The 26217-nt window shown below is 38.9% G+C and carries 13 protein-coding genes; 10 read left to right on the top strand and 3 right to left on the bottom strand.

Going from position 1 to position 26217, the window contains the following annotated elements:
• Positions 1 to 2 precede the first annotated feature (2 nt).
• The 8 genes from ACE1ET_RS11655 (at position 3) to ACE1ET_RS11620 (ending at position 19421) form a co-directional block, all read left to right on the top strand.
• Positions 3 to 1889, top strand: coding sequence for a fasciclin domain-containing protein (locus tag ACE1ET_RS11655; protein ID WP_375728586.1), 1887 nt, complete (start codon positions 3 to 5; stop codon positions 1887 to 1889).
• A gap of 34 nt (positions 1890 to 1923) precedes the next feature.
• Positions 1924 to 3489 (top strand): fasciclin domain-containing protein, encoded by a 1566-nt coding sequence (locus tag ACE1ET_RS11650; RefSeq protein WP_375728585.1) that lies wholly within the window; start codon positions 1924 to 1926, stop codon positions 3487 to 3489.
• A 21-nt stretch (positions 3490 to 3510) separates the two neighbouring features.
• Positions 3511 to 6723 (top strand): SusC/RagA family TonB-linked outer membrane protein, encoded by a 3213-nt coding sequence (locus tag ACE1ET_RS11645; protein ID WP_375728584.1) that lies wholly within the window; start codon positions 3511 to 3513, stop codon positions 6721 to 6723.
• Between the two features lie 37 nt (positions 6724 to 6760).
• Positions 6761 to 8431, top strand: a complete 1671-nt coding sequence (locus ACE1ET_RS11640; RefSeq protein WP_375728583.1) for a RagB/SusD family nutrient uptake outer membrane protein — start codon at positions 6761 to 6763, stop codon at positions 8429 to 8431.
• A 349-nt stretch (positions 8432 to 8780) separates the two neighbouring features.
• A complete protein-coding gene (locus tag ACE1ET_RS11635; RefSeq protein ID WP_375728582.1) occupies positions 8781 to 12152 on the top strand; it encodes a LamG-like jellyroll fold domain-containing protein in 3372 nt (1123 codons plus the stop codon).
• Positions 12153 to 12310: 158 nt separating this feature from the next.
• Positions 12311 to 15376, top strand: coding sequence for a LamG-like jellyroll fold domain-containing protein (locus ACE1ET_RS11630; protein ID WP_375728581.1), 3066 nt, complete (start codon positions 12311 to 12313; stop codon positions 15374 to 15376).
• 225 nt (positions 15377 to 15601) lie between these two features.
• A complete protein-coding gene (locus tag ACE1ET_RS11625) occupies positions 15602 to 18652 on the top strand; it encodes a LamG-like jellyroll fold domain-containing protein (protein WP_375728580.1) in 3051 nt (1016 codons plus the stop codon).
• A 181-nt stretch (positions 18653 to 18833) separates the two neighbouring features.
• Positions 18834 to 19421 carry a YqgE/AlgH family protein gene (locus tag ACE1ET_RS11620; protein ID WP_375728579.1) on the top strand — a complete coding sequence of 196 codons (588 nt, stop codon included), beginning with the start codon at positions 18834 to 18836 and terminating at the stop codon, positions 19419 to 19421.
• On the opposite strand, the gene ACE1ET_RS11615 is transcribed toward ACE1ET_RS11620, so the two are convergent.
• Genes ACE1ET_RS11615 through ACE1ET_RS11605 form a run of 3 tightly spaced genes read right to left on the bottom strand, consistent with a single transcriptional unit; the run spans position 19418 to position 23549 of the window.
• Positions 19418 to 20866: an aminoacyl-histidine dipeptidase gene (locus tag ACE1ET_RS11615; protein WP_375728578.1), complete on the bottom strand. Its 1449-nt coding sequence runs from the start codon at positions 20864 to 20866 to the stop codon at positions 19418 to 19420. The two genes, ACE1ET_RS11620 and ACE1ET_RS11615, sit on opposite strands and share 4 nt — an antisense overlap.
• 54 nt (positions 20867 to 20920) lie before the next feature.
• Positions 20921 to 22021 (bottom strand): DUF4831 family protein, encoded by a 1101-nt coding sequence (locus tag ACE1ET_RS11610; protein ID WP_375728577.1) that lies wholly within the window; start codon positions 22019 to 22021, stop codon positions 20921 to 20923.
• 1 nt (position 22022) lies between these two features.
• Positions 22023 to 23549, bottom strand: coding sequence for an NAD(P)H-hydrate dehydratase (locus ACE1ET_RS11605; RefSeq protein ID WP_375728576.1), 1527 nt, complete (start codon positions 23547 to 23549; stop codon positions 22023 to 22025).
• A 131-nt stretch (positions 23550 to 23680) separates the two neighbouring features.
• On the opposite strand from ACE1ET_RS11605, the gene ACE1ET_RS11600 reads away from it, so the two are divergent.
• Both ACE1ET_RS11600 and tdh read left to right on the top strand, forming a co-directional pair.
• Positions 23681 to 25060 carry a lactate utilization protein B gene (locus ACE1ET_RS11600; protein ID WP_375728575.1) on the top strand — a complete coding sequence of 460 codons (1380 nt, stop codon included), beginning with the start codon at positions 23681 to 23683 and terminating at the stop codon, positions 25058 to 25060.
• Between the two features lie 117 nt (positions 25061 to 25177).
• Positions 25178 to 26209, top strand: a complete 1032-nt coding sequence (tdh, locus tag ACE1ET_RS11595) for an L-threonine 3-dehydrogenase (RefSeq protein WP_473774476.1) — start codon at positions 25178 to 25180, stop codon at positions 26207 to 26209.
• The last annotated feature ends 8 nt before the right edge of the window (positions 26210 to 26217 follow it).

The following is a 26217-nucleotide window of genomic DNA, read 5'->3' as shown; positions in this document are numbered from 1 at the left end:
TCATGAAGAGATTAAGAATAAATTTTATCGGTAGTCTGATGGTACTGGCTGTTCTTTTTACAGCAGGATTATCATCCTGTAACAGCGATAAGATTTCACAGGAAAGTTATTATACATTTACTGGGGATATGCTTGGGGAATACCTGGCTAAATACCCGGATGAATATTCAGAATTTACAAAACTTCTGGATACTACAAAAGTTATGGGGTTGTTGGATGCTTATGGGGAATATACATGCTTTGCCCCAACCAATGAAGCGATGCGCAATTTCTACAATTCAATGGGAAGAAGTTCTATTGAGGAATTTCCGTATGATTCAATTGTGAAAATTGTTTATGATCATATTATTAACGGATACGTAGTTACAACAGATGATTTTGTTGAAGGACGTTTAAGTCAGAAGTCTATGAGTGATAGATACTTTTCTGTATCCTACGGCAGCTTTTCTTCAGGTGACTTAACTATCAGGGTTAATACTTCTTCTCCGATCCTGGAACCAAACATTGAAGTACACAACGGGGTGATACATAAAATTGGTGAAGTGTTAAGACCATCTGAAAAATTAATTATAGAAGCCATTGCGGATGATCCGAAGTTTACAATGTTCTATAACGCATTGATTCAGACCAAACTTTACGAGAAAATGATGTTGGTAGAGGATGAGGATTATAATCCCAGTCTCGGGGAATACAAGTTTCAGCAAAATAACGGTAACGACGAGATTTTTCCGCCACACAGAAAGTATGGATACACAGCTTTAATGGAGTCCGATTCAACGTTTATAGCTAATGGCTTGACCAGTCTGGATGCAATAAAGGCTTATGCAAAAGAGGTATACGATAAAGTATATCCTGAAGATGCTGGTATAACAGATATTACAGATCCGAAAAACAGCTTCAACAGGTTTATTGCTTATCACCTTATTAATAAAAACCTGTCGAAAACGAAATTCGTTGAAGATTATTTCAATACAGGTCATCAGATAAAAAGTTATGATATGTATGAATACATTGAAATGATGGCTCCTCATACATTACTTGAGGCAAGAACCAATGTGAGTACCAATGAGTACACTTTATTGAACACATTGAATGATGACCCATCAACTGCCGTAAGAATAGTTGAAACAAACTACGATAATGATGCTCTTAATGGCGTTTACCATGAAATTGACAAAATTCTGACGTATAATTTTGATGTTGCATCCATGCTTTCCAGTAAAAGACTGAGAATGGATGTTGCTTCGTTTTTCCCTGAAATAGCAAACAATAACATGCGTGCTCCCGGTAAGATTATACCTTATATTATACCTTATAACTATTTGGATCGTCTTGAATTCTCAGAAGGAACAATTCTGAGTTATCTTAATGCAGACGGACGTTACGAGGATTATCAGGGTGATGAGCTCTTCTCAAGGGAGTGTTTATACGATTTTACAATAACCACACCTTCTGTTCCTGCCGGCACATATGAAGTGAGATTCAGCTGGCAGCCTACTGCATGGAGGGGAGCAGCACAACTGTATTTTGACGGTATTCCCTGTGGTATTCCATTGGATCTGAGTCTGGATGCCAATGACCCTGCAATCGGTCATGAAGTTCCCGGATCGGTACCCAGTGATCCTTACGGATATGAAAATGATAAATTAATGCGCAACAGGGGATACATGAAAGGAGCTGCCAGTTACAGTGCTGTTGATCATGTATGGTATCCGGCAGCAAACGCAAGAGCTAGTGTAAAAAGTGCAAGAAAGATATTAGGCATCTATACATTTCCGGAACCTTCTGAGCATACATTCCATGTTAAGGCAGCCCGTGCGGGGCAGTTTATGATGGACTTTCTGGAATTTGTTCCTGTAGAAGTGCTTGAATACGAAGGGATTGATTAACCGGTAAATTGTTAAGAAGATAAAAGTTTTAAATATGAAAAAGTTTAATTGTAAATGGTTTTATCTGTTAATGTTTCTACCGCTGCTGTTTTCATGTAACGAGTCAGATACATGGATTAATCATTATGAACAAACAGCACAGGAAAGAACAGATCTGAGATTAGCAGATTTTATTAACAGTCAGGAAGATCTGAGCAAGTTCTATCAAATGTTACAGATATCCGGTTATGATACCTTACTGAATGCATCCCAGTCCTTTACGGTTTGGGTACCTCAAAATGCAGCTCTGGAAGGTGTTGATCTGGGCGATAAGGATAAAGTGACAGAGATAGTTAAAAATCATATTGCCCGTTTTACCATCAGTTCTTCCGGTATTGAAAGTAAACGCGTTTTTATGATAGATGCTAAGTTCATAAACTTCACTAAATCTACAGGAAATTTAACTTTTGGCAATAAAAGCGTGGTACGTCCTGATATTCTGGCGAATAATGGAATTATTCATGTTATTGATGGTTATGTGCCTTATATCAACAATATATGGGAGCACATTATTTCCGCTGACGGACTTGATTCTTTGAGCGACTATATGAAATCCAAAACGAAACTTATTTTCAATCCACTTTTAAGTACCATTATTACCTATAATGATGACGGAACTCCAATTTACGACTCTGCATCTGGATTTGTTTACAGTAATGAGATTTTGAATGTTATTGGTGCGCTTGATAATGAAGATAGCTTATATACAGTATTATTACCCGATAATGAAGCATGGAAATCTTCATATAGCTATATGGAGTGCTTTTATAAAGTACTTCCTGAAGAAGGTGGAGCAAAACAACAAAAAAAGTATATCAGGAATAATATCGTTCAGAACATGGTATTCAGGGAAAAAGTTTTAGTGCCTTCTGAATATGATTCATTAACAACAACCACTGGTAATGTATTTCATGATCCTGCTACAATTTTCGAAGGTGCTTCTTTTACAGAACAGAGTAATGGCTGGTCATATATTACGGATTCATTAAAGTACAAGCCTACTGAAACTTTCCTTACAGAAATAAGAGTGGAAGCTGAAAATCCGGATACCCGTACCTTATATCAGTCTACTGTTTCACAACGATCCAGTGCAGGTACAGGTTTTAATCTGTCTGGTGACAAATATATCCTTGTTAATCCTTCAACAGCAAGAAATATTACCGGTGTGATTTTCAAAATACCGAATACTTTATCTGCAAAATATAAGATATATGTAGTTTTTGCACCATTATCGGTAACTGGAAGTGCAGATACCTTAGTGAGTAATCTGGCTTATGCGTTATATTACAATGACTTAAATAAAGCGGGAACAAAGGGTGAACAGAAGTTTATTAATATTACGAATCCTGATTTTGTGACTGATCCTCATGGTGTAACTAAAATGTATGTTACGGATTTCGAGTTTCCGTATTCGAATATAATTGACCTTGAAGACAAGGAAACGGTTGAAAATAATACTACTGTAACATTATGGGTAGTAAATATGAATACCAAGGAAACCACAAAACTTACGCGTAGAATGTGTATTGACTGTATAATCTTAGAACCTGTTCTAGAATAGGTAACAAACATTTGAATGAGAATGAAAAACTTAAAGTATATATTCAGAATGAGAAGTACATCCAGACTAACTAAATATTTCTCTGCACTCATTTTTGTGTCAGCATGTTTTGCAACTGAAATTGCTACGGCCCAGAAGTCAGGTAATGATAACGATGCATCTTTCGTAGTAACAGGGGTTGTCAGGGATGCACATTCCAATGAACCATTGGCAGCAGTCCAGATTCAATCGATGAAATATCCTGCATCAGCAACTTCGGATGAAGACGGTAAGTTTACCATAAATCTGCCAGATGGTAATGATGTGTTGAGGGTTACAGCATTTGATTATGACGTTAGAGAATTCCCGTTAAGAGGCAAGAATGATGTCATTATTGATCTGTATCCGGAGTCATTTACTGATCAGTATAAAACCATTGAGACACAAACTGGTATGGTAAAGAACTCCTATCTCGTAAATTCTGCACAGAGTATAGATGATGTCTCCGATAATTTTGCGTTAACCGCTGATGACCTTATTCAGACTAAACTAGGTGGTAATGTACGATCAATAAGCCGGTCGGGTACTGCTGCTATGGGGGCTTCAATATTTATAAGGGGTTTAAACTCAGTGATGGCTAATGCTCAGCCTCTTTATGTGATTGATGGCGTGATCTGGAACAACATGAATGATGTTAATTCTATTCATCAGGGTTTCTTTTCAAATCCCTTGGCAAATATTAATGTGATTGATATTGAAAGCATTACTGTGCTCAAGGACGGTACCTCAATATATGGAAGTAAAGCGGCAAATGGAGTTATTCTCATTAATACAAAGAGAGGTAAAGGGGTTGTAACTAAAATTAATGCCAATGCAACATATGGTGTTACCTCAGAACCAGGTTCAATACCCATGATGAATGCAGATGATCACCGGATTTACATCAGTGAAATGTTGGGAACTGATCCAAGTGTTAGTCCTAAAAATGTAGGTAGCCTGGAATTTCTTGATACTGATCCAACCACAACGTATTATAAAAAATATCACAATTCTACTAACTGGAATGATCAGATTTATCAGTTGGGTAGAACACAAAGTTACAGTATTGATGTTAACGGAGGTGATGACAGGGCATTGTATTATTTTTCACTGGGCTATACCAACAATAAGGGAATTATAAAAACAACAGATCTGGAACGCCTGAGTACCAGATTTAATGCCGATTTTAAAATGTCGGAACTGTTTTCGCTGGGATTGAATGTCGGATACTCCAATATCGACAGAAGATTACTGGATGACGGTGTTAATTTCAGAACATCACCAACTTATCTGGCAAAGATAAAATCTCCATTTTTAAGTCCGTTTGTATATACCAACAGTGGACTGATAACAAAGGATTATGAAGATGCAGATGTCTTTAATGTTGGTAATCCTGTTGCCATTATTAACAGGGCACTGAATACTTCAAAACATTACAGGTTCAATATCGGGGCAATTCCAACATTTAACTTTACAAAAAGTCTGTCATTGAGTTCGCAGTTTGACTACAGCCTTGATAAAACAAAAGAATCTCATTTTACTCCGATGTTAGGGATGGGGACATTTGTTTACAATGCCAGCTTAACCAATACCGGTATTATTAAAAACCGGGTGGCAAACCAACAGATGAGGAATATTGCGGTTTATGATGATACCCGCCTGAAATATGTTTATACAAAGGATAATCACTCCATTGATGCAGTATTAGGTTGGAGATACCTGGATAACTTTTTTGAATCTGATGAGGTTCTCGGTTATAATACAGGAACAGATGATACAAGAAACTTTACCGGGAATCTTGATTTTCAGTCCGTGACTGGTATCAATAATCATTTACGATCCATATCTAATTATCTGAATGTCGCTTACAATAATCAGAATAAGTATTTTCTGAATTTATCTGCTGCTCTTGACGGTTCTTCACGCTTTGGATCAGAAACGGAAGGCGGTATTCAGTTATTTGGTCACAGCTGGGGCTTTTTCCCCTCACTTTCGGGTGCCTGGCTTATTTCCTCAGAAAATTTCATGAAGAATGTAAATGCCATAAATTTCATGAAATTAAGAGCTGGATATGGTTATACCGGTAATGATGATATACAGGATTATGTCAATCTTGCGTATTTTATGTCTGAACGATTTATTCAAAGAACTTCAGGGGTTTATCTTGCCAACCTGGCAAATAATCAGATTCAGTGGGAAACCACAGCACGCCTGAATGCAGGTCTTGATATGAGCCTTTTTAATGAAAGAATTTCATTGTCACTTGATGCATACACAAGTCATACCAGTAACTTACTTACATATCAAATTTCACCTGACGTAGCTGGTTTTAAGAGCTATCTTACTAATTCAGGAGAACTTACCAATACCGGTTATGAGGTGAATGCGAATATTAAAATGTTAAATCTGAATACTTTCAGATGGGAACTGGGGTTAAGTGTAGGGCATTATAAAAACGAAATCACTGCATTGCCTGAAGGCGATTTTGTTACACCGGTATATGATGCATTCGTTCAAACCAAAGTTGGACAGGCAGCCGGTGTCTTCTATGGATACAAAACAGATGGAGTGTTTCCTACACAGACTGAGGCCGATGCTTCGGGGCTGAAAATTCAGGAAGAGAACGGAACTCTGACTTATTTTGGAGCTGGTGACATGAGGTTCGTCGATAAAAGTGGCGATGGTATCATCAGTAGCAGCGATATGCAGGTTATCGGTGATCCAAATCCGGATATCTATGGTTCATTTACCAGTAAATTTACAGTTAAAAATTTTACGCTTGATGCGTTGTTTACATATTCATATGGCAATGATGTGTATAATTATTTGCGTCATAAGCTTGAGTCCGGTAATGATTATTACAATCAAACAACGATAATGCTGACCAGATGGACATCTGAAGGGCAGATTACAGACCAGCCAAGGGCTGTATTCAATGATCCTATGGGGAATGCAAGGTTTTCTGACAGATGGATTGAGGATGGTTCCTATCTGAAATTAAAATCACTTAAGTTATCATATAATGTTCCTCTTTCAGGCGGTTTTATTGAAGGTCTGAATATCTGGGTATCTGCTGATAACTTATGGACACTTACAAATTATCTGGGACTTGATCCTGAGTTTTCTCCTCGAAATTCAGTTTTATCCCAGGGAATTGATGCCGGTTTAATCCCGTTAACAAAGAGTTATTTTGTCGGTTTACGATTGAACCTGTAATAATATAAACATCCGTTAAAGAAATAAATAAAATAATATGAAGCGCATAAATCAACTGATAGTATCATTATTTGCAGTTTCTCTTTTATTGATGAGTTGCGACTCACTGTTAGATGTGGACTCTGATCGTTTTATTACAGATGAAAATTACAGGGTAAATTCTCCTTCAGATTCACTGTATTCTATGATAGGAGTTTTAACGCAGTTACAAAAGCTTTCTGACAGCTATGTTTTGTTAGGAGAACTTCGTGGCGACTTGCTGGATGTTACTGAAAATGCAGATGTTAGTCTGAAAGAATTGAATAATTTCAATATTACTACTGATAATCCGTATGTTAATGTGGCAGACTATTACAGCATCATCAATAATTGCAACTACATTATAAGGTATATTGATACAACGTACGAAAGTGAAGGTGAGAGAATTCTGGTCAGTCAGTTTGTTCAGGCCAAAACAATCAGAGCATGGACCTATCTGCAGTTGGTTCTGAATTTTGGATCAGCATTATATTATGAGGAACCTATATTATCCATTGATGAAGCTAAGGCTGATTATCCTGAATACGATTTGTATCAACTTGCGGATGTTTTGATAAAGGACCTTTCACCTTGGAAGAATGTTACAAAACCCAGATTGGGATCAGTAATGGATTACAGCCTTGGGTATTCATTTTTTCCTGTTAGGATGGTTCTTGGGGATTTGTATCTATGGACCGGCGACTATCTGAATGCCGCAACAGAATATCATGATCTGTTATATGATAACAACTATACAGTAAGCGAAAATTATCAGTCATTTTGGGTTGTTGAAAACGACGTGTTGACTGATAATCAGCTTTCAATTAGCTGGATGATGCTTTTTCAATCCAGCTCAGTAGCAGAACGAATTACAGATATTGCTACTTCCTCGCGTTATGGTCATGCTTCAGAACTTGATAATATGTCCTCTGATATTTCCAACCAGATGATAGTTCCATCGCAGGTAGCATTAAACAACTGGAACAAGGACCTGTTTTTCAAGGATGATTTTGACATTGATCATGACCTGAGAGGTAAGTTCGGATCAATCAGTACTATGCAGATCATTGATAATGAAGGTAATATAGATGCTTATGATCGAATAATCAAGTACAGTCCGGTATTAGGTGAAACTGACGAAAATGTATATGAAACCAGGATTTACCGTAACTCTTTAGTGTATCTGCGTTATGCCGAGGCTGTAAATCAGCTGAACAAACCAAACATGGCATTTGCTGTGCTGAAGAATGGATTAAATAACAGAACGATGACTAATCCGGATCTGATTCCGGCAAGTGAAATTGGTGATGTCATACCTTCGTATATGGACTTTACTGATTTACGCTTTAATAGCAACATTGGTACTGTGATGAGAGGTCAGGGGGTAAGAAAAAATGTAAATGATGTTTGGGTAGACGCCCGTGATCCGCTTACTGATTCAACATTTGTTATTCCGGCTTTACCAACGCTGGATGATTCTGTAAGTTATGTTGATGATCTTCTTATAAAAGAATTGGCTTTGGAAACTGCATTCGAGGGTAACCGTTTTCAGGACCTGATGCGTTTTGCATTACGTAGAAGTGATCCGGATTTTCTTGCGGACCGGGTGGCTGAAAAGCATACTACAAATAAGGAAGCCATAAGAACTTTACTCCGTAATACCGATAACTGGTACTTACCAAGAAAATAATAAAAAGGGAATATTTTTTCCCTTTTTATTCAATAAATCTGAAAAGTAATCCACCACTTTAGGTTTTATTTTTGTCATTTTGATTTTATTCAGGTAATATATTTAGTCTTTATACTAAGGTATGTATGTTGTATAACAACAATAATTAGTGTAAAAATGACAATTAAAATTTGGTGAAATCTTCTAATTGGATTACCTTTAAAAATTATAATTTAAGTGAAAAACTTTTAATAGAGTAGTAATTGATATGTTTTATTAAAGTGTCATAACTAATGTATTTATGAAACTTATAATGCATTTAAGTGAATTTATTTAGTACCTAATGTTAATTGATTTAAACAATTTTGTTATGAAAAGAAATCTTTATGCAACAAGGCGTTGGCTGAACAGAATGTTGTTTCTTTCAGTAAGTTTTTTAATGGGATCGATGCTTTTTGCCCAGGATATAACAGATGGGCTTCAGTATCAGTTTAAGTTCGATAATGAAGATGCAGGAGTAACTTCTGATGCAATTCAAAATGCTGGCGGTATATTGCAGAATAGTGCTACACTGGGAGTTATAGATGGTTTGAATGCACTGGAATTAGTTGGTGGGGCACATGATGTTGGTCCATATATGGAATTTGATCCTGCTATTATTCAAAATTTTCAAACGTATCCAAATTTCACAGTTTCTATGTGGGTTAAGATTAATACGCTAGTTACCTGGTCCAGATTGTTTGACTTTGGAACCGGAACGACAGTAAATATGTTCCTAACACCACGTAACTCAGTAACTGGTACTGCCCGTTTTGCAATAACAGTAGGCGGTGGAGGTGCGGCTGAGGAAGTTATCAATGCCAGTCAACCTTTAACCGAGGGAGTATGGACGCATATCGCAGTAACTGTTGATGGTGCTGTTGGAACAATATATATAGATGGTTATCAGTCCGGTGATCAGAATACGAGCATGACTCTGAATCCTACCAATATGGGAGTAGCTTTGACACAATGTTATATTGGAAGATCTCAATATACCGCTGATGGTAACCTTGATGCATCTGTTTCTGATTTCAGAATTTACAATCGCGCGTTATCTGCTTCAGAAGTTGAGCAAATCGGTAGCGACCCGGTACTGGCAAGTCTGAGTCAGACTTTTGAATTGACGGATGTTCCTGAAAATGCAGGTATAGATGTTAATGCTTTAGATCAGGATATTACCCTTCCTACATCATTTGATAACGACGTAACTGCAGAATGGACGATTGGTGATACTACATATATCGATTCTACGGGACATTTAAAGGATGTAACTCCTCAATTATACCCGGTTCCTGTAAGTTTGAGAGTAACATTTTACCATACTGTAGGAACAATTACCCGTTCCAAAACGAAGGATTTTGCAGTTTATATTCAACCAACCGGTGGGCTTGGACCTGAGCTTATTGCACAATGGGATTTTTCCAGGGAAAAAATGGAAGAAGATGGGGTAAGTATTGATGATATTTCAGGAAATGGATTGGTAGGTACCCTAAAGAATGATGCATGGATCCGTACAATTGGAGAAACTACTCAGTATGATGTGCTTGACATGGGGAAAGGTACAGGATATTTTGATATGAGTGCGGAAGTAGGAGATTATATTTATCATTTGGGTGAGTACACTATCAGTGTATTTTTCCGCGTTCATGAAGATTATACCAATATAGGTAGTTACGGTAACTTCTTCTGGTCATTCTGTAACACTGAAGATATTTATGCTGGTGGTGGTGCCATGTATTTCATTGGAAGAGACATGGAAGCAGATATTATGAGAACAGATTATACTACTCAACAAAGTACGGGCTCACAAGGAAATGCGCCTCAGGGAGCATGGCATCATTTAGCGTATGTTCAGGAAGGAACTACAGGTACAGTATATCTGGACGGTGAAATTTTATCACAACAGCCGATTACATATTATCCGGTAAGTACTGTTAATAAAGATAGTGTCAATGGCGTAGCTTTAACAGGTACACCATTTAACTGGTTAGGACGTTCTCCATATCCAAGTGATGCTTATCTGCAGAATACAGCGATGTACGATTTCAGGTTATATTCCATACCACTTTCTCAGGATGAGATAAGGCTCAGTAATCCGTTTGGAATTGGTCTTGACGTACTGACTACCGTTGATGACCTGAATGCAGCTTGGCAGGAGAATGATAATGCGGGTTTCCCTGAAGAACTCAATACAGAAAAAGATGCTTTGACATTAGGTGATTTAAGTGCTGTAACTTCAGATATTTCATTGCCAGCACAGGGAAGTATTGATAATTCCATTTCCATTACATGGTCTGTAGCACCAGCCTTAATTACATCAGAGGGTGTCGTGACAAGGCCGGATTATCTGGATACAGATGTAAAATTAACAGCTACTTTGTCTAAGGATGGTTACAGGGTTGATACTACCTTTACTGCAACTGTTTTAGCGAATGAGGCTACTAAATATACTTCTGACCTTCTAGTTCATTTCAACTTTAATCCTGAAAATGTTGAAGGTAATTTTGTAACAGATTTATCTGAAAAACATTTTGTAGGTGAATTGTTACGAGGTGCCTGTATTGATACTATGCGTGGAGTAATGGAGAATTACGGATTATTAAAATTATCAGGTGATTCATCTTATTTTGACATGGGAGATGAGATGGGAAAAGTAATATATGGATTAAAGGATGCCTTTTCAATCAGTGTATATTATTACATAAACTCAACTAAAACCAATATTGCCAGCAATGGTAACTTCCTGTATGCATTATCCAACAGCGATTCATCAGCGTCATACAGGAATGGTTATATATTTGGTCGTGCCAGCTATACTACTTATGCCATTTCACCCAAGCGTTGGGATGATGGTCAGGTTGGAACAGCCGGAGGTGCGGAAACAAGTTTGGGAACATGGCATCATTATGCTTATGTACAGAATGATACATTAGGTATTACTTATCTGGATGGTCAGGTTGTGGATTCAGCAACAATTAAATTATTACCCAATGCAACACTTCCTAAATCGGGTATGCTTGGTACAACCTATAATTTCCTTGGCCGATCCAACTTCGAGGGAGACGTTTACCTTGCCGGGGCAAAGATGTATGATTTCCAGATCTTCAATAAATCGCTTTCACCTGAAGAGGTTGGAGCCATGGCTGATCTGTCTGCTTCCGGGGAAGGAGATTTATCTATTGCCTACTTGTTGGCTGATGCAGATGGTTATATTAATCGTTATTCACCTGTTCCTACCGGGGATGCAGTACAGTATGTTTATAAAGGCAGTACACTTGATTCATTAGTTGTTGAAGGAGATTCTGTAGCGCTTCTGACAGAAGATGTGAGGTTTAAATGGTACAGTTCTTCTAATGGTGTTGACTCATTAGAAATGAATGAGGAAATTGTGCCGAATACTGTATATTATGCAAGTCAGGTTATCAACAATTATGAAGGAACAGAACGATTGCCGGTATTGGTAAAAACAAAATGGCACACAGGTATTGACAGGAAGGTTACAGCTGGTGACGACCTTAGAATAGATACTTCTAAACCAGGTCTGATCAGAATCCTGGATCTGAAAGGTGACGAAAATGTTCATGTATACAACCTTGTTGGACGTCAGATCTCGGTTAAAAATGCTGAAAGCATTTCGGTTGATCGCGGCATTTACATTGTTAAAGTTAATTCTCAGGTTAAAAAGGTTTTTGTAAAATAATAAAACAACATAGTAATTTAATAAGGCTGTTGATACTCAACAGCCTTATTTTATATAATACATGTTTTAATTTTGGGACACGAATAGTCAATTTTGATTTTAATAATTAAATTTGGGTATTTTAGATTTTCTGATTAACTAAATTCAATATTTTATTTATGAAAAAACACTTAATACAAAGCCATCATTCGCTGTTTAGAATGTTGTTTCTTGCAGTTGGATTATTAATGGGTACTTTCTTAAATGCCCAGGATCTGACATCCGGTCTGGATTACCAATTTACATTTGAGTCAGAGGACGCAGGTGTAGTGACAGATGTAGTTGCAGGTGCGGGTGGTACGCTTACAGATGGTGCCGTAATCGGCGTAAAGGACGGCTTAAATGTGCTGACTCTCTCCGGTGGTGCTGCTAATACAAATTCACCTTATTTCAGCTTTGAACAGGCTGTTGGTGATAAAATTCACTCTTATACCGATTTTTCGATTTCATGCTGGGCTTATTTGAATTCCAAAGCAACATGGGCCCGTATTTTTGATTTTGGTTCAAGTACAGATTATTACATGTTCTTCACTGTTTCAAATGGAAGTTCACCAAGGTTTTCTTTTAAAAATGGTGCCGGTACGCAGGAACAGCAGATTAATGCGGCCACTCCGCTTCCTCTGGATACATGGGTTCACCTGGTTGTAACTCTTGAAGGCTCCGTAGGAAAAATATACGTAAACGGTGTTGTGGATGGACAGAGTAATGCATTTACATTGAATCCGTCTTTAATTACAGAAGCATTTACACAGAACTACATTGGTAAATCCATGTGGCCTGATCCATTCCTGGATGGAAGTGTGGCCGATTTCAGGGTATACAACAGGGCATTGACAGATGAAGAGGTATTGAGCCTTGCGTGGAGCCGTCTGCCTGAAGAGCTGACAACAGCTTATCAGAATCTTACAGTGGAAGGAATTGAAGAGGTAAGCGGTAATCTTACTTTGCCTCTTGCCGATGGAAATGTAACCATTGACTGGGCTTCATCAGATACTACAATTATTGATAGTCTGGGGAATGTAACACCTCCTGAAAAATACGATATAACTGTTATTCTAACAGCTACTCTTTCCATGGAGCAGGATGGTATTGTGTATACCATGACAAAACGCTTTGATGCCTTTGTGCCGGCAAGTACCGAAGCTGCCGATTTAATAGCACAATGGGACTTTGCAGAAGAAGATCTGGATTTTAGCAATCCTGATTCCATAAAAGTGACAGATGTTTCTGATAACGGTTTTGTGGGACGCCTTTACAACGACGCAAAAATCAGAACTATAGGTAATACAACACAGTATAATGTACTGGATCTTGGTAACGGAACAGGTTACTTTGATATGGGACAGGATTTCGGTAAAGAGATATATTTACTGGGAGACTATACCATATCAGCTTACTATCTGGTGCAGGAAGAAAATACGGATATAAGCTCAAATGGTAACTTTATATGGTGTATATCGAATACGGATGATATTGATGTAGACAGAAATGGTGCAATGATTGAGCGCCTTCTGGATCACAGGTTCTCGATTACTCCTACGATTTACGGTGGTGATCAGCAGCAGATTAATCCTGGTGTGAGCCCGGCTAATACTGCAGGATGGAAAGAAAAGTGGCATCATGTACTGTACGTGCAGAATGGGTCTGTTGGAACCGTTTATATTGACGGAAATGTTGCAGTGACCGGTTCAATAACAAACCTTCCTTCAACCTCTTTAAAAAAGGCAGGTAGAGAAGGAACTTGGTTTAACTGGATTGGCCGTTCCTGTTATACTGCTGATGTATATCTGAAGAATACACTGGTGTATGATTTCAGACTTTATGGTAAGGGATTGTCTGAAGGTGAAATACAGTTGTCTTCACCGTTTGGTATTGGCCTTGATGTGTATAATGTTTTGGATGAATTGAACAATGCATATGATGAGAATAAAAATGCCGGTTTCCCTGAAGAGCTGAATACCGAAAAAGATGCATTATCATTGGGTGACTTAAGTGCCGTAACATCTGATCTTACACTTCCTGCAGAGGGTATTTTAGATAATACCATTAAAATCAGATGGTCATCTGCACCAGCTTTAATTTCGGAGGAAGGTGTAGTAACAAGGCCGGATTATCTTGATACTGATGTACGTTTAACAGCTACCCTGATTAAGGGACGTTTCAGAACGGATACGACTTTTGTAGCCACTGTATTGGCTAAGGAAGCCACAAAATATACTTCAGATCTGTTAATCCATTTTAACTTTGATGATGCTAATGTCAGTGGTTCAACCGTAACAGATCTCTCGGAACAACACTTCCAGGGAACATTAATGAATGGCGCCGGTAACAGAACGCTTAAAGGAGTAGGTACAAGCTTTGGTGTATTAAACCTGGCCGGTGATTCATCCTATTTTGATATGGGTGATGAAGTGGGTAAAGTTATTTATGCTTTGAAAGGACACTTCTCAATAAGCACCTATTTCATGGTAGATGCGGCAAAAACAAACCTGGCAGATAACGGAAACTTCCTTTATGCATTTTCAAACAGCGACTCCTCATCGGAAAAACGCAATGGATATATCTTCGGTCGTGCATCGTATAAAACCTATAACATTGCTGCCGATTACTGGGGAGGTGATCAGATCGGAACAGCGGGAGGTGAATTGTCAACCCAGGGAGAATGGCATCATTATGCTTATACACAGGATGATACTTTGGGTATTGTGTATTTCGACGGTGTGGCGATTGATACAGCTACAATTAAAAAGTGGCCCAATACTGATGTGGCCAAGGCCGGATTACTGGGAACAAACTATAACTTCCTGGGACGTTCAAACTTCTGGAGCGATGCCTATCTTGCAAAAGCTATGATGTATGACTTCCAGCTGTATAATAAAACACTGAGTCCGTCAGATATTGAAACAATGGCTTCCCTGGTAGACATTGATAATTCTGATGGAATAGCCCTGGCCTATATGTTATCAGTGCCGGTTAAAGAAACAAGTGTGGAATCTGACCTGAGAGTTGATACATCAACTCCCGGTTTGATCAGAATTCTTGATCTCAAGGGTAATGAATCAGTGCATGTATATAACCTGGTTGGACGTCAGATGACAGTAAGAAATGCAGAAAGTATTTCTGTTAATCCTGGTATATATATTGTTAAAGTAGATTCTCAGGTCAAAAAAGTTCTTGTAAAATAGATGATGTAATTTAGCTATATGAAAGGCTGTCCGTTTCGGGCAGCCTTTCTTTTTTTAAAAAAGTGCCACTTTCGGGTCAATTATGTAATATTTAAAAATCCGGTCATTCGTATTATCCATTTATGATTAGCATATGTTGAAAAATTAATATTTAAGCGCTGGGTATTCTGTTATTTTTGAGATGTTTTAAAACTCCGATTAATTATTTTTCAAAACATTTTATTTATGAAACAATATGTATACTCTTTGAAACTTCTTCGAAGTTTGAGTTTAGTGGTGGCATTCATAATGGGCAATTACGTGTTTGCGCAAACCCTGGAGAATGGTCTGAAAGTTCACTATACTTTTGAATCAGCCACTGATGGTGTGGTTCCTGATGCATCGGGAAACAGTAATGATGGCATTTTAAATAATAATGCCACTGTAGGTGTTTCGGATGATGGGAGAAATGTGCTTGTCCTTAATCAGGATTCAGGTTATGTTGAGATTGATCCGGCATACGGATCGGATTTTGCAACCTATTCTGATTTCACGGTTGCTACCTGGGTATATCTTGATGAACAAGGGTATAATGCCCGTTTGCTCGATATTGGGACAGGTCGTTATAATAATGCAGCCTTAACGCCATGGTTTTATGGTAACCAGGTTTGTCAGTTGAAAATCAGAAATGAAGATATTCCTGATGCGGATGTGGTAGCTGCAAACTCTGCAGTTCCCGTAAATGAATGGACTCATGTAGTGTTTACATTGCAGGGAACAACCGGAACCATTTATATGAATGGCGTAGCTGTTGGAGTTAATGAGAGTGTTACCGTTAATCCTTCAACCATGGGGATAAATACATCTAATTTTGCTGCCTGGATTGGAAAATCGCAGTGGGTTGGTAACGGCGATTCATTCTTAAAAGGTGAACTATCTGATTTCAGGATTTATAACCGTGCATTGTCTCAATCTGAAATTTTAAATCTTGCCGGACTTCCTGAAGAATTGACTACAGCATTTGATAATCTTAATCCCGCCGGTCTTGACGAGGTGACTTCAAACCTTACTTTGCCTGAAGCAGACGGAAATGTTACAATTAAATGGTCCTCTTCAGATACAACAATCATCGATAGTGTTGGTAATGTAACCCGTCCTGAAAAATTTGATATTACAGTAATCCTAACGGCAACACTTTCCATGGAAAGCAATGGTAAAACGTATACAATGACCAAGAAATTTGATGCCTATGTTCTGGCACTTTCAGAGGCAGAAGATCTGGTCGCCCAGTGGGATTTTGCAGAAGATGACATTGATTTTAGTAATCCGGATGCTATAACCGTAACAGATGTTTCTAATAGTGGTTTTACCGGAACATTACATAATGATGCCAAAATACGGACAATCGGAAATACAAATCAGTATAATGTGCTGGATCTTGGCAATGGAACAGGATATTTTGACATGGGAACCGATATTGGAAAGGATATTTATCAGTTGGGGGACTATACAATATCAGCATACTACCTGGTAGAAGAGGAAAATACAGATATCGGTTCAAACGGTAACTTTATCTGGTGTATCTCCAATACCGATGACATTGATGCGGACAGAAACGGAGCGATGATCGAACGCTTAACGGATCACCGGTTCTCCATAACGCCAACTATTTATGGTGGAGATCAACAGGCCGTAAATCCTGGTGTTAATCCTGCTTCGACAGACGGCTGGAAAGGTAAATGGCATCATGTTCTTTATGTACAGAGTGGTTCTGTAGGAACTGTTTACATTGATGGTGATGTCGCCGCAACAGGAACAGTGACAAATCTTCCGTCTACCTCTCTTAAAAAAGCCGGAATGGAAGGTACATTATTTAACTGGATCGGTCGTTCATGTTACACTGCAGATGTATATCTTAAAAATACGCTGGTTTACGATTTCAGATTATACGGTAAGGCCCTTTCCGAAGGTGAGATTCAGTTATCATCACCATTTGGAATAGGTTTGGACGTTTATAGTGTGTTGGATGATCTGAATACTGCTTATGCAGAAAACAAAGACGCCAGCTATCCGGATGAACTGGATGCAGAATACGAAAATCTGGATTTAGGTGATTTGAGTAATCTGACCACAAACCTGACATTGCCATCACAGGGTGTTCTGGATAACTCCATAACAATTACATGGTCTTCCGCACCGGGATTAATCAGTGCTGATGGTGTTGTAACCCGTCCGGATTACCTGGATACAGACGTTAAATTGACAGCTGTACTATCTAAACGAGGATATAAACTAACGAAAGAGTTTATAGCTACAATACCAGCGGCGGAAGCAACTAAATACACATCTGACATGTTGATCCACTTTAACTTTGACCCTTCAAATGTAAATGGTGATGTAGTTACAGATTTGTCTGAACAGCATTTTAAGGGTTCTCTGATGAAAGGTGCAGGTAGCAGGGTGCTTAAGGGAACTACGGATTTTGGTGTGCTTAATCTGGCAGGCGATTCATCCTATTTTGATATGGGTGACGAAGTAGGTAAAGTAATTTACGCTTTAAAGGATGGATTTTCAATCAGTGTTTATTATTTTATTGATCCGACTAAAGATAATTTTACCAGCAATGGTAACTTCCTGTATGCCTTTTCAAACAGTGATTCATCAGCTGCATATAAAAATGGTTATTTGTTTGGTCGGGCCAGTTATAATACCTATGCTATTTCGCCGTATCGTTGGGATAATGGTCAGGTTGGAACAACCGGTTTAGATGCAGCCGCAAGTCAGGGAGAATGGCATCATTATGCATATGTTCAGGATGATACTTTAGGCTATATTTACCAGGATGGAATTGCTATTGATACAGCTACGGTTAAGAAGTGGCCAAACACAACAATTCCTAAATCCGGAATGGTCGGAACTACTGCGAATTTCCTTGGTCGATCCAATTTTGAAGGGGATGTGTATCTGGCACAGGCTATGCTTTATGACTTCCAGCTGTTCAATAAAAAGTTGACACCGGAAGAGATTAGTACAATGAGCAGTGTTTCGGATGATCTTTATACTGCATATCTCTTGTCTGTACCTGTAAAAGATGTAAAAGTCGACGATTCTTACAGGGTTGATACTTCAATTCCTGGATTGATAAGGATATATGATTTGAAAGGAGATGAGAAAGTGAGTGTCTATAATATAACCGGTCGTCTCGTTACTGTTAGAAATTCAGAAAATATTTATGTAGATCGTGGTATTTATATTGTAAAAGTTAATTCTCAGGTTAAAAAGGTTTTTGTAAAATAACAAATAGGTATTAATTTAAAAAGCTGTCTGCGGATTTTTCCTGGACAGCTTTTTTGTTTGTCTATACACTCTAACCCCGTGTAATTTATATTATTTGACGTTTTATATCATTGACCTGGAATAAAAAATATGTTTTGTTTTATTCAATAAATTCTATATCTTGTAATTAAGATTTGGAATTTTGAAATTAGATATTGACATATTTAAGATTAAACAAAACAATGTAAAACCTAAAAAAGGGCGGGTTTTGATCTCTGAACCTTTTTTACAGGGGTATTATTTTTCACGTTCAATTGTACTGCTTACCGAACATGATGCTGAAGGCAGTATGGGATTGGTTCTGAATAAACCACTTGATTTGAAAATAGGATCGGTGTTGAAGGATGTATCATTTTCTGAGACTAAACTCATATGTGGTGGACCGGTTAGCCCGGATAAGTTGTTTTATATTCACAGTTTCAAAAACGTTCCCGGAGCCATAGAATTGATAAAAGGTCTCTTTTTTGGTGGTGATTTTGAGTATGTAAAAGATTTGCTGGCGATAAATCCGGCTCTCTTACATGATATACGTTTTTTTATTGGCTATGCAGGTTGGTCTCCCGGTCAGTTGGCTGATGAGTTAAAAGAATCTTCATGGCTTGTTACAGATCTTTCTGCAGAGCATATTTTGCATGCTCCTATTAACAAACTTTGGAGAAGCACAGTAGAATCACTGGGGGAAGATTATGCCCGCTGGACAAACTTCCCCAGTAATCCTGAAATGAATTAGATTTTTTCAAGGGTTAATACCAACCACTTCCAGAATTCATTAACAGTCTTAATCATGATTTTCTCGTCCGGAGAATGAGGAAATTTTATGGTTGGGCCAAAAGAGATCATATCCATTTCAGGATATTTTGAGCCAATAATACCACATTCAAGACCCGCATGAATAGCCTTTACTGCCGGTGTCTTACCCCAATTTTCTAAATAGATGTCCTTCATGGTTTTTAAGATCGCTGATTCAGGATTTGGATTCCAACCGGGATAATTGCCGTCTTTACTTATTTTGCACCCTGCCAATGATAAAACACTTTCAATTTCTGAAACCAGGGCTTCTTTTCTCGATTCAGAAAAGCTGCGGGCAAGATTCAGTATTTCAATTTTTTCATCATCCGATTTCACAATGGCCAGGTTGTTAGACGTTTCAACTGTTCCTGGCATTTCAGCACTCATGTGATGAACGCCGGTAGGACAGGCTGTAACAGCATTAATCAGGTCATCCTGAACCATTTCATTCATTACATAGGCGGCTTGTTCAGTTGCTTTGTGAACAGATATGTCAATATTGGGTTCTGTGGCCGAATATTCATTCTTAATTAACGCTTCGAAAGAAGAAACAGCGTTTTCAATATCCCCAACATGTCCGGGCTCTGCAAGAATTGTTGCAAATGCTTCCCTTGGTATAGCATTGCGCAGGCTACCTCCGTTTACAGAAACCATTCTTACGCCGTATTGTGCAACCAGGGTCTTTAGCAATCTGAACAGCACTTTGTTGGCATTGCCCCTTTCAAGATTTATATCCAGTCCCGAATGTCCTCCTTTAAAACCTTTTATTACAATGTCAAGAGTAGAATAATCATCCGGTACTTCTTCTTTAATCATTTGTAGAGTCCCTGTTACATTTATACCTCCTGCACAACCTACAAATAATTCCCCTTCATCTTCCGAGTCCAGATTTAACAGTATATCACCTCTAAGTACTTCAGGTTTTAAGCCGAAAGCACCTTCCATGCCAGCTTCTTCGTTAATGGTAAACAGGGCTTCAATGGGACCGTGTTTTAATTCTTCTGATTCAAGAACCGCAAGAGATGCTGCCACCCCAATACCGTTATCTGAACCAAGTGTAGTATCTTTTGCTGTTACCCAGTCGCCGTCAATATACACATTCAGCGGATCTGTCTCAAAATTATGCGTGATATGCGAATTTTTTTGTGGTACAATATCCAGGTGGCTCTGCAATGTAACAGTTTTGTGATTTTCAAGTCCGTTTGTTGCAGCTTTTCGGATCACAACATTCCCGGTTTCATCCACCAGATGTTCCAGATTATGTGATTTTGCAAATTCTGTAACGTATTCCCGGGCTTTTTCTTCGTGATGGGACGGACGTGGAATTTGTGTCAGATTATAAAAATGTTTCCAAAGAATCTGAGGTTCTAATTCGTAAATTTTCATTTGTGTGTATTTTGTGTTTGTCTTGTGTCTTATGTCTTGCCTCCTGATACTCGTTTATTGCTTGTCAATTGAATTTATCGCACCTGTTTCTTTGTAAAAACTGATGGAAATACCAGGAATCGTGCAAAGTGAAGCAGGTAGGCTCAGAACTGATCCGAACTGTGCGACAGTGGCATCACTGGTGAATAACGTATTTGTTCCATCTAAAAGTTTTACTGTAGCTTTTGCCGGAACCCTGTAGAAAAGTCCGTGATATGTTACCTTATTCAAGGTATCGTTTGTAATGAGATTATCCGTTTTTAATTGAACGGTCAGGTAATACGGGCTACCACTCAAATCTGTTTTATCAACCAAACCTTTAAATTGTGAAAACCTGAAAAATAATGCTTTACTGACTTCTGATTCCGGAAGATAATCGAGATTAAAAACAACTTCTTCTTTTACTTCTTTTCCTAAGAATAACGAAAGGAAATCTTTTTCCATTCTATCCATCTCATTAAGACTGATGGACAGGGCACTACCATCCGAAGGAAAATAATTCAGTTCCCCGGATACAAGTGAAGCACGGTTATCTCTGATACGGTATATGAAATTAGCTGCTTCCTCGGCCATTTTAGCAGTTGAATTTACCACCAGTTGGTCTTCCAGGTATGGAGTGTATTTAAACGATGTGTCCAAAGGCTCCTGATCTGTTAAAATTATTTCTTCTTCCTTTTCAATCATCACAGGATTAGTATTATATCCGGCAATACATCCGTCTTCGGTAAGACGCAGTGGCGGTATGAATCCTTTTCCTGAATATGAAACCTGGTAATACTGGTCCGGATCAGGTTCACTAACTGTTTCCAGTTCTATCGTTTTAATTTTATATGAGATCTCATCTTTAAGTATAACATCCTTTATCCCCAAAAAACGTTCCGAATAACGGTATAGCGGTCCGGTTTTCTTAATTATTTTCTCAGCTGTAATTTTAAATTTAAGCCTGGTCTGAGGTAAGGCGTATACAAGCGTACTGTCTTTTGCTACTTCCAGCTGATCAAGACGTGTAACCTGGATTGATGCTTCCGGTTCTACCGGCATATTTTGGTTGCTGTTACATCCGGTAATAAAAATTATCGCAATCAAAAACGGGATGATGTGTCTCATTCTGTCCATCTTAAAAATAGTTTTCTTTAGCGGAACCAATTAAATGTTCATGAATTGTTGTTCCTATTCCGTTAATTATATCTGTTGCAGTTAACGCTTCCATGCCCTGATTTAGTACAAACATATCAGCAGATTTTCCGTGAAGCCAGACGGCTAATTTTGCCGCTTCAAACGCAGGGTAACCCTGCGATAAAAAAGAAAGGATCATTCCTGTTAAAGCATCACCACTTCCGGCAGTTGCCATGCCGGGATTTCCGGTGGTATTAAAGTGACATTCTCCCTCGGGGTTTGTAACAGCCGTATGTGCTCCTTTTAAAACAATAATACAGTTGTATTGTTTTGACAATTCAATCTGCCTTTGCATCCGTTCAAAGCCATCTTTGTATGATCCGAATAATCGTGCAAATTCTCCGGGATGAGGAGTTAAGATAGTATGGGGAGGTAATTTTTCCAGCAGCTCCTTATTCTGGGACAATATATTCAATCCGTCCGCATCAATTACCATGTCTCCTGAATACTGTTCAAGCAGATCCTTCATTAACGAAACTGTATTGGGTTTGGTGCCGATGCCGGGCCCGATTGCTATAGCATTAAAGGGTGAAAGATCCGGTAGTCCTGATATCAGGTATTCTGAACGGTCAATACAGGCCATAGCTTCAGGAACGGCTGTCTGAAAAATATCGTATCCGCATTTTGGAACATGTGTTGTCAGCAATCCGACTCCGCTTTTCAGGCAGGCTTTTGATGAAAGGATGGCAGCACCCATTTTTCCGTAGCTGCCGGCGAGTAACAGTGCATGACCATAGGTTCCTTTATGCGAGAATTTTTTTCTTTTCTTTAGAGTGTAAGCAGCATCTGCTTTGTCAATGAGTTTGTAAGGTGAAGGCGTTTTATCCATAGCCTCTCTCATTAAACCGATATCCTCAACAATCACATGTCCTGTAAACTGCTCGTTTTCAGCAAAAAGGTAAGCCATTTTTGGCACCTGAAACGAAATGGTGTAATGCGCCTGAATAATTGATTCAGGATCGTTGTCCGAATTGGATTCACAAAATAACCCCGATGGAACATCAACCGAAATTACGGTACACTTGTTTTGGTTTATAAATTGTATAACCTTGCTATATGTTCCTTCTGCTTTTCGGGAAAGGCCTGATCCGAAAATAGCATCAATTACCACCTTGTTTTCAAGACCAGGAAGCTTTGTGGGATTAACGGTTTCCGGTTGAACGCCAATGGAAATAAGCCTGTCGTAATTTGTTTTACAATCGGGTGATAACTTGTCTGTCTTTGTAAAAAGGTAAACGGATACGGTATAATCATCATTTGTCAGTAACCGTGCCAGTGCAAGTCCGTCACCACCATTATTCCCCGGGCCGGCAAATACAGCAATTTCAGTGTCCTGTTTAAAAAGCTTTTTTATGACCCTGAATAATTTGCCCGATGCCCTTTCCATCAGATCGATTGAGCTTATGGGTTCGTTTTCTATCGTGTATTTATCGAGACTGCGTATTTGATCGGCTGTAAATAATTTCATGCAGAAGTTTTTGCTGTAAACAAAATTAGTCGAAAAAAGTGAGCCTTCAAAGGATAAAAAAATAAGACTGTTTATCCAGAGTGTGTGACGATTGTATTTAAAATCTTACTTTTGTTTCAACGGTATTATATATGAGTAAACGATATAAACAGTTCCTTAAAGATGCCGAAGCAAAAAGCTTTGATGCGAAACATCGTAAAACGTTGTCGTTTAATATCAACAGGTATGATGGAGCCGTAAAGCGAGGTTTGGATAATTATGCTGATCTTGAACTTGCAAGGAACAGGGCCGCATGGATTAAACGACATATGCTGGACAATTGGGCTGATTACCTTGTTCAGTTTGAAAAGAATGCCATTGCCAACGGAGCAGAAGTGCGATGGGCGCTTGACAAGGATGTAGCGATGCAGCATGTTAAGCAGGTGATGGAGGATGAGAACGCAAAACTCATCGTTAAAGGGAAATCGATGATAACCGAGGAGCTGCACTTTAACGAAACCGTTGAAGGCTGGGGATATGAAGCTTTAGAAACAGATCTTGGTGAGTTCATTGTTCAGGTAGCAGGAGAAAAACCGTATCATATTCTGACGCCCGCCATGCATAAGTCCAAAGAAGATGTGGCGGATTTATTCCATGAGAAATTTAATACAGACGAAAATTCCACTCCGGAAGAATTAACGGGATTTGTACGAGGCGTATTAAGGAAAAAATTCGTTCAGGCCGATGTCGGGATTACAGGTGCTAACTTTTTAGTTGCTGATAGTGGAAGCGTTTGCCTTACAGAAAACGAGGGTAACATTCTCTTATCGGCATCCATGCCTCAGACGCACATTGTTCTGGTCGGTATTGAAAAACTGATTCCTTCGCTGGAACATTTAAATACCATGTGGCCATTATTGGCTCATAAGGGAACCGGCCAAAAGGTTACAGCTTACAATTCTATCTTTTCGGGGCCTGCCAAATCTGATGAAGGTGTAGGACCAAAACGTATGGTGATAATTCTGCTGGATAACGGTAGAACGAATATTTTTGAATCCGATGAGCAGAAGGAGGCGCTGGCCTGCATCCGATGTGGTGCCTGTCTGAATGCCTGTCCGGTTTATCGTCTGGTAGGTGGCTATACCTACGATACAACTTACACCGGCCCTATCGGGTCCATTATTTCACCTTTCCTGAATGGTTTTGAGGGTGACAAACATTTAAGCCATGCCTGCTCCCTGTGCGAAAAATGCGGTGAGGTTTGTCCTGTTAAAATTCCGTTGCCCAAATTATTATTATCCAACCGTCGCGATGGAGTTGAAAAAGGTTATGTGGAGACTGGCGAAAAAATAGCTATGAGCGGTTTAAGAATGGTGTTGAAAGACCGCAAAAAAATGGACATGCTGAATGGTTCGTTGAAAAATGCAGGAGGCAAGATGGTTGGTCAACCACTTTGGGGGCCACGACGTGACATGCCTGACTTTTCACAACAATCATTTTCTAAACAGTGGAAGAAAAAGATAAAGGATTAATGGCACCTGTGAAATATTCTTAAATCACTTTGTCTGTTTAATTGATTCATGACAAATCCCATTGTTTCTTTTTTTGAATTCATAGAAATTTAAGTTTGGTTTAAAACTTGGATTTTTATGGCAAAAATGAAGGCTATTGTTAAAGCCAGACCTGAAAGGGGACTGTGGATGGAAGATGTTTCGCTTCCTGAAGTCGGGCATAACGATGTATTGATAAAAATAAAAAAGACTGCTGTTTGTGGTACAGATCTACATATTTACCGCTGGGATGAGTGGGCACAGAAAACCATTAAGCCGCCATTGGTCATTGGCCACGAATATGTAGGGACTGTGGCAGCCATGGGTTCAGAAGTAATCGGTTTGCGAATCGGGGACAGAGTAACAGGCGAAGGGCATATTGCCTGTGGCATTTGCAGAAACTGCCGCAGAGGTCGCCAGCATATTTGTGAGAAAACCATTGGGATTGGTGTAAATACCAATGGTGCATTTGCAGAATACGTCGTAGTGCCGTCCTCCAATGTGCTGAAAATTAATAAAGTGATTCCGGATGAAATTGTGAGCATTATGGACCCGCTGGGCAATGCCACACATACTACACTGAGTTTTCCGATTATTGGTGAAGATGTATTGGTAACCGGTGCCGGTTTGATCGGTAGCATGTGTATTGCCATTGCACGTTTTGCCGGTGCGCGTTATGTGGTTGCCACGGAAACCAATCCTTACCGGATTGAGCTGGCCAAACAGATGGGTGCTAACAAAGTGATAAATCCGCTGAAAGAAAGCCTTGACGATGTAGTTAAAGAGTTTCAGATCAGAGGATTTGATATCGGACTGGAATGTTCCGGATCACCCGATGCCTTTAATGACATGGTGGCACATATGTACAACAGTGGTAAGATATCAATGCTGGGGATTCCACCCTCGCACACGTATGTTGACTGGGACAAAATTATATTCAAAGGTATTACCATTAAAGGTATCTATGGCCGGGAAATGTTTGAAACGTGGTATCATATGGAACAAATGCTGATGTCAGGTCTGGATATTTCACCCATGATTACTCACCGCCTGAAAGCTGATGAATTTGAAAAAGCCTTTGAAATAATGGATGAGGGAAACTGCGGTAAAGTAATTCTGGATTGGGAATAATAAAATTA

It is taken from the genome of Quyinboa mangrovi, assembly GCF_042219825.1.
GTDB lineage: Bacteria > Bacteroidota > Bacteroidia > Bacteroidales > UBA5342 > JBHJHP01.
This window is presented reverse-complemented; position numbering and strand designations above follow the sequence as displayed.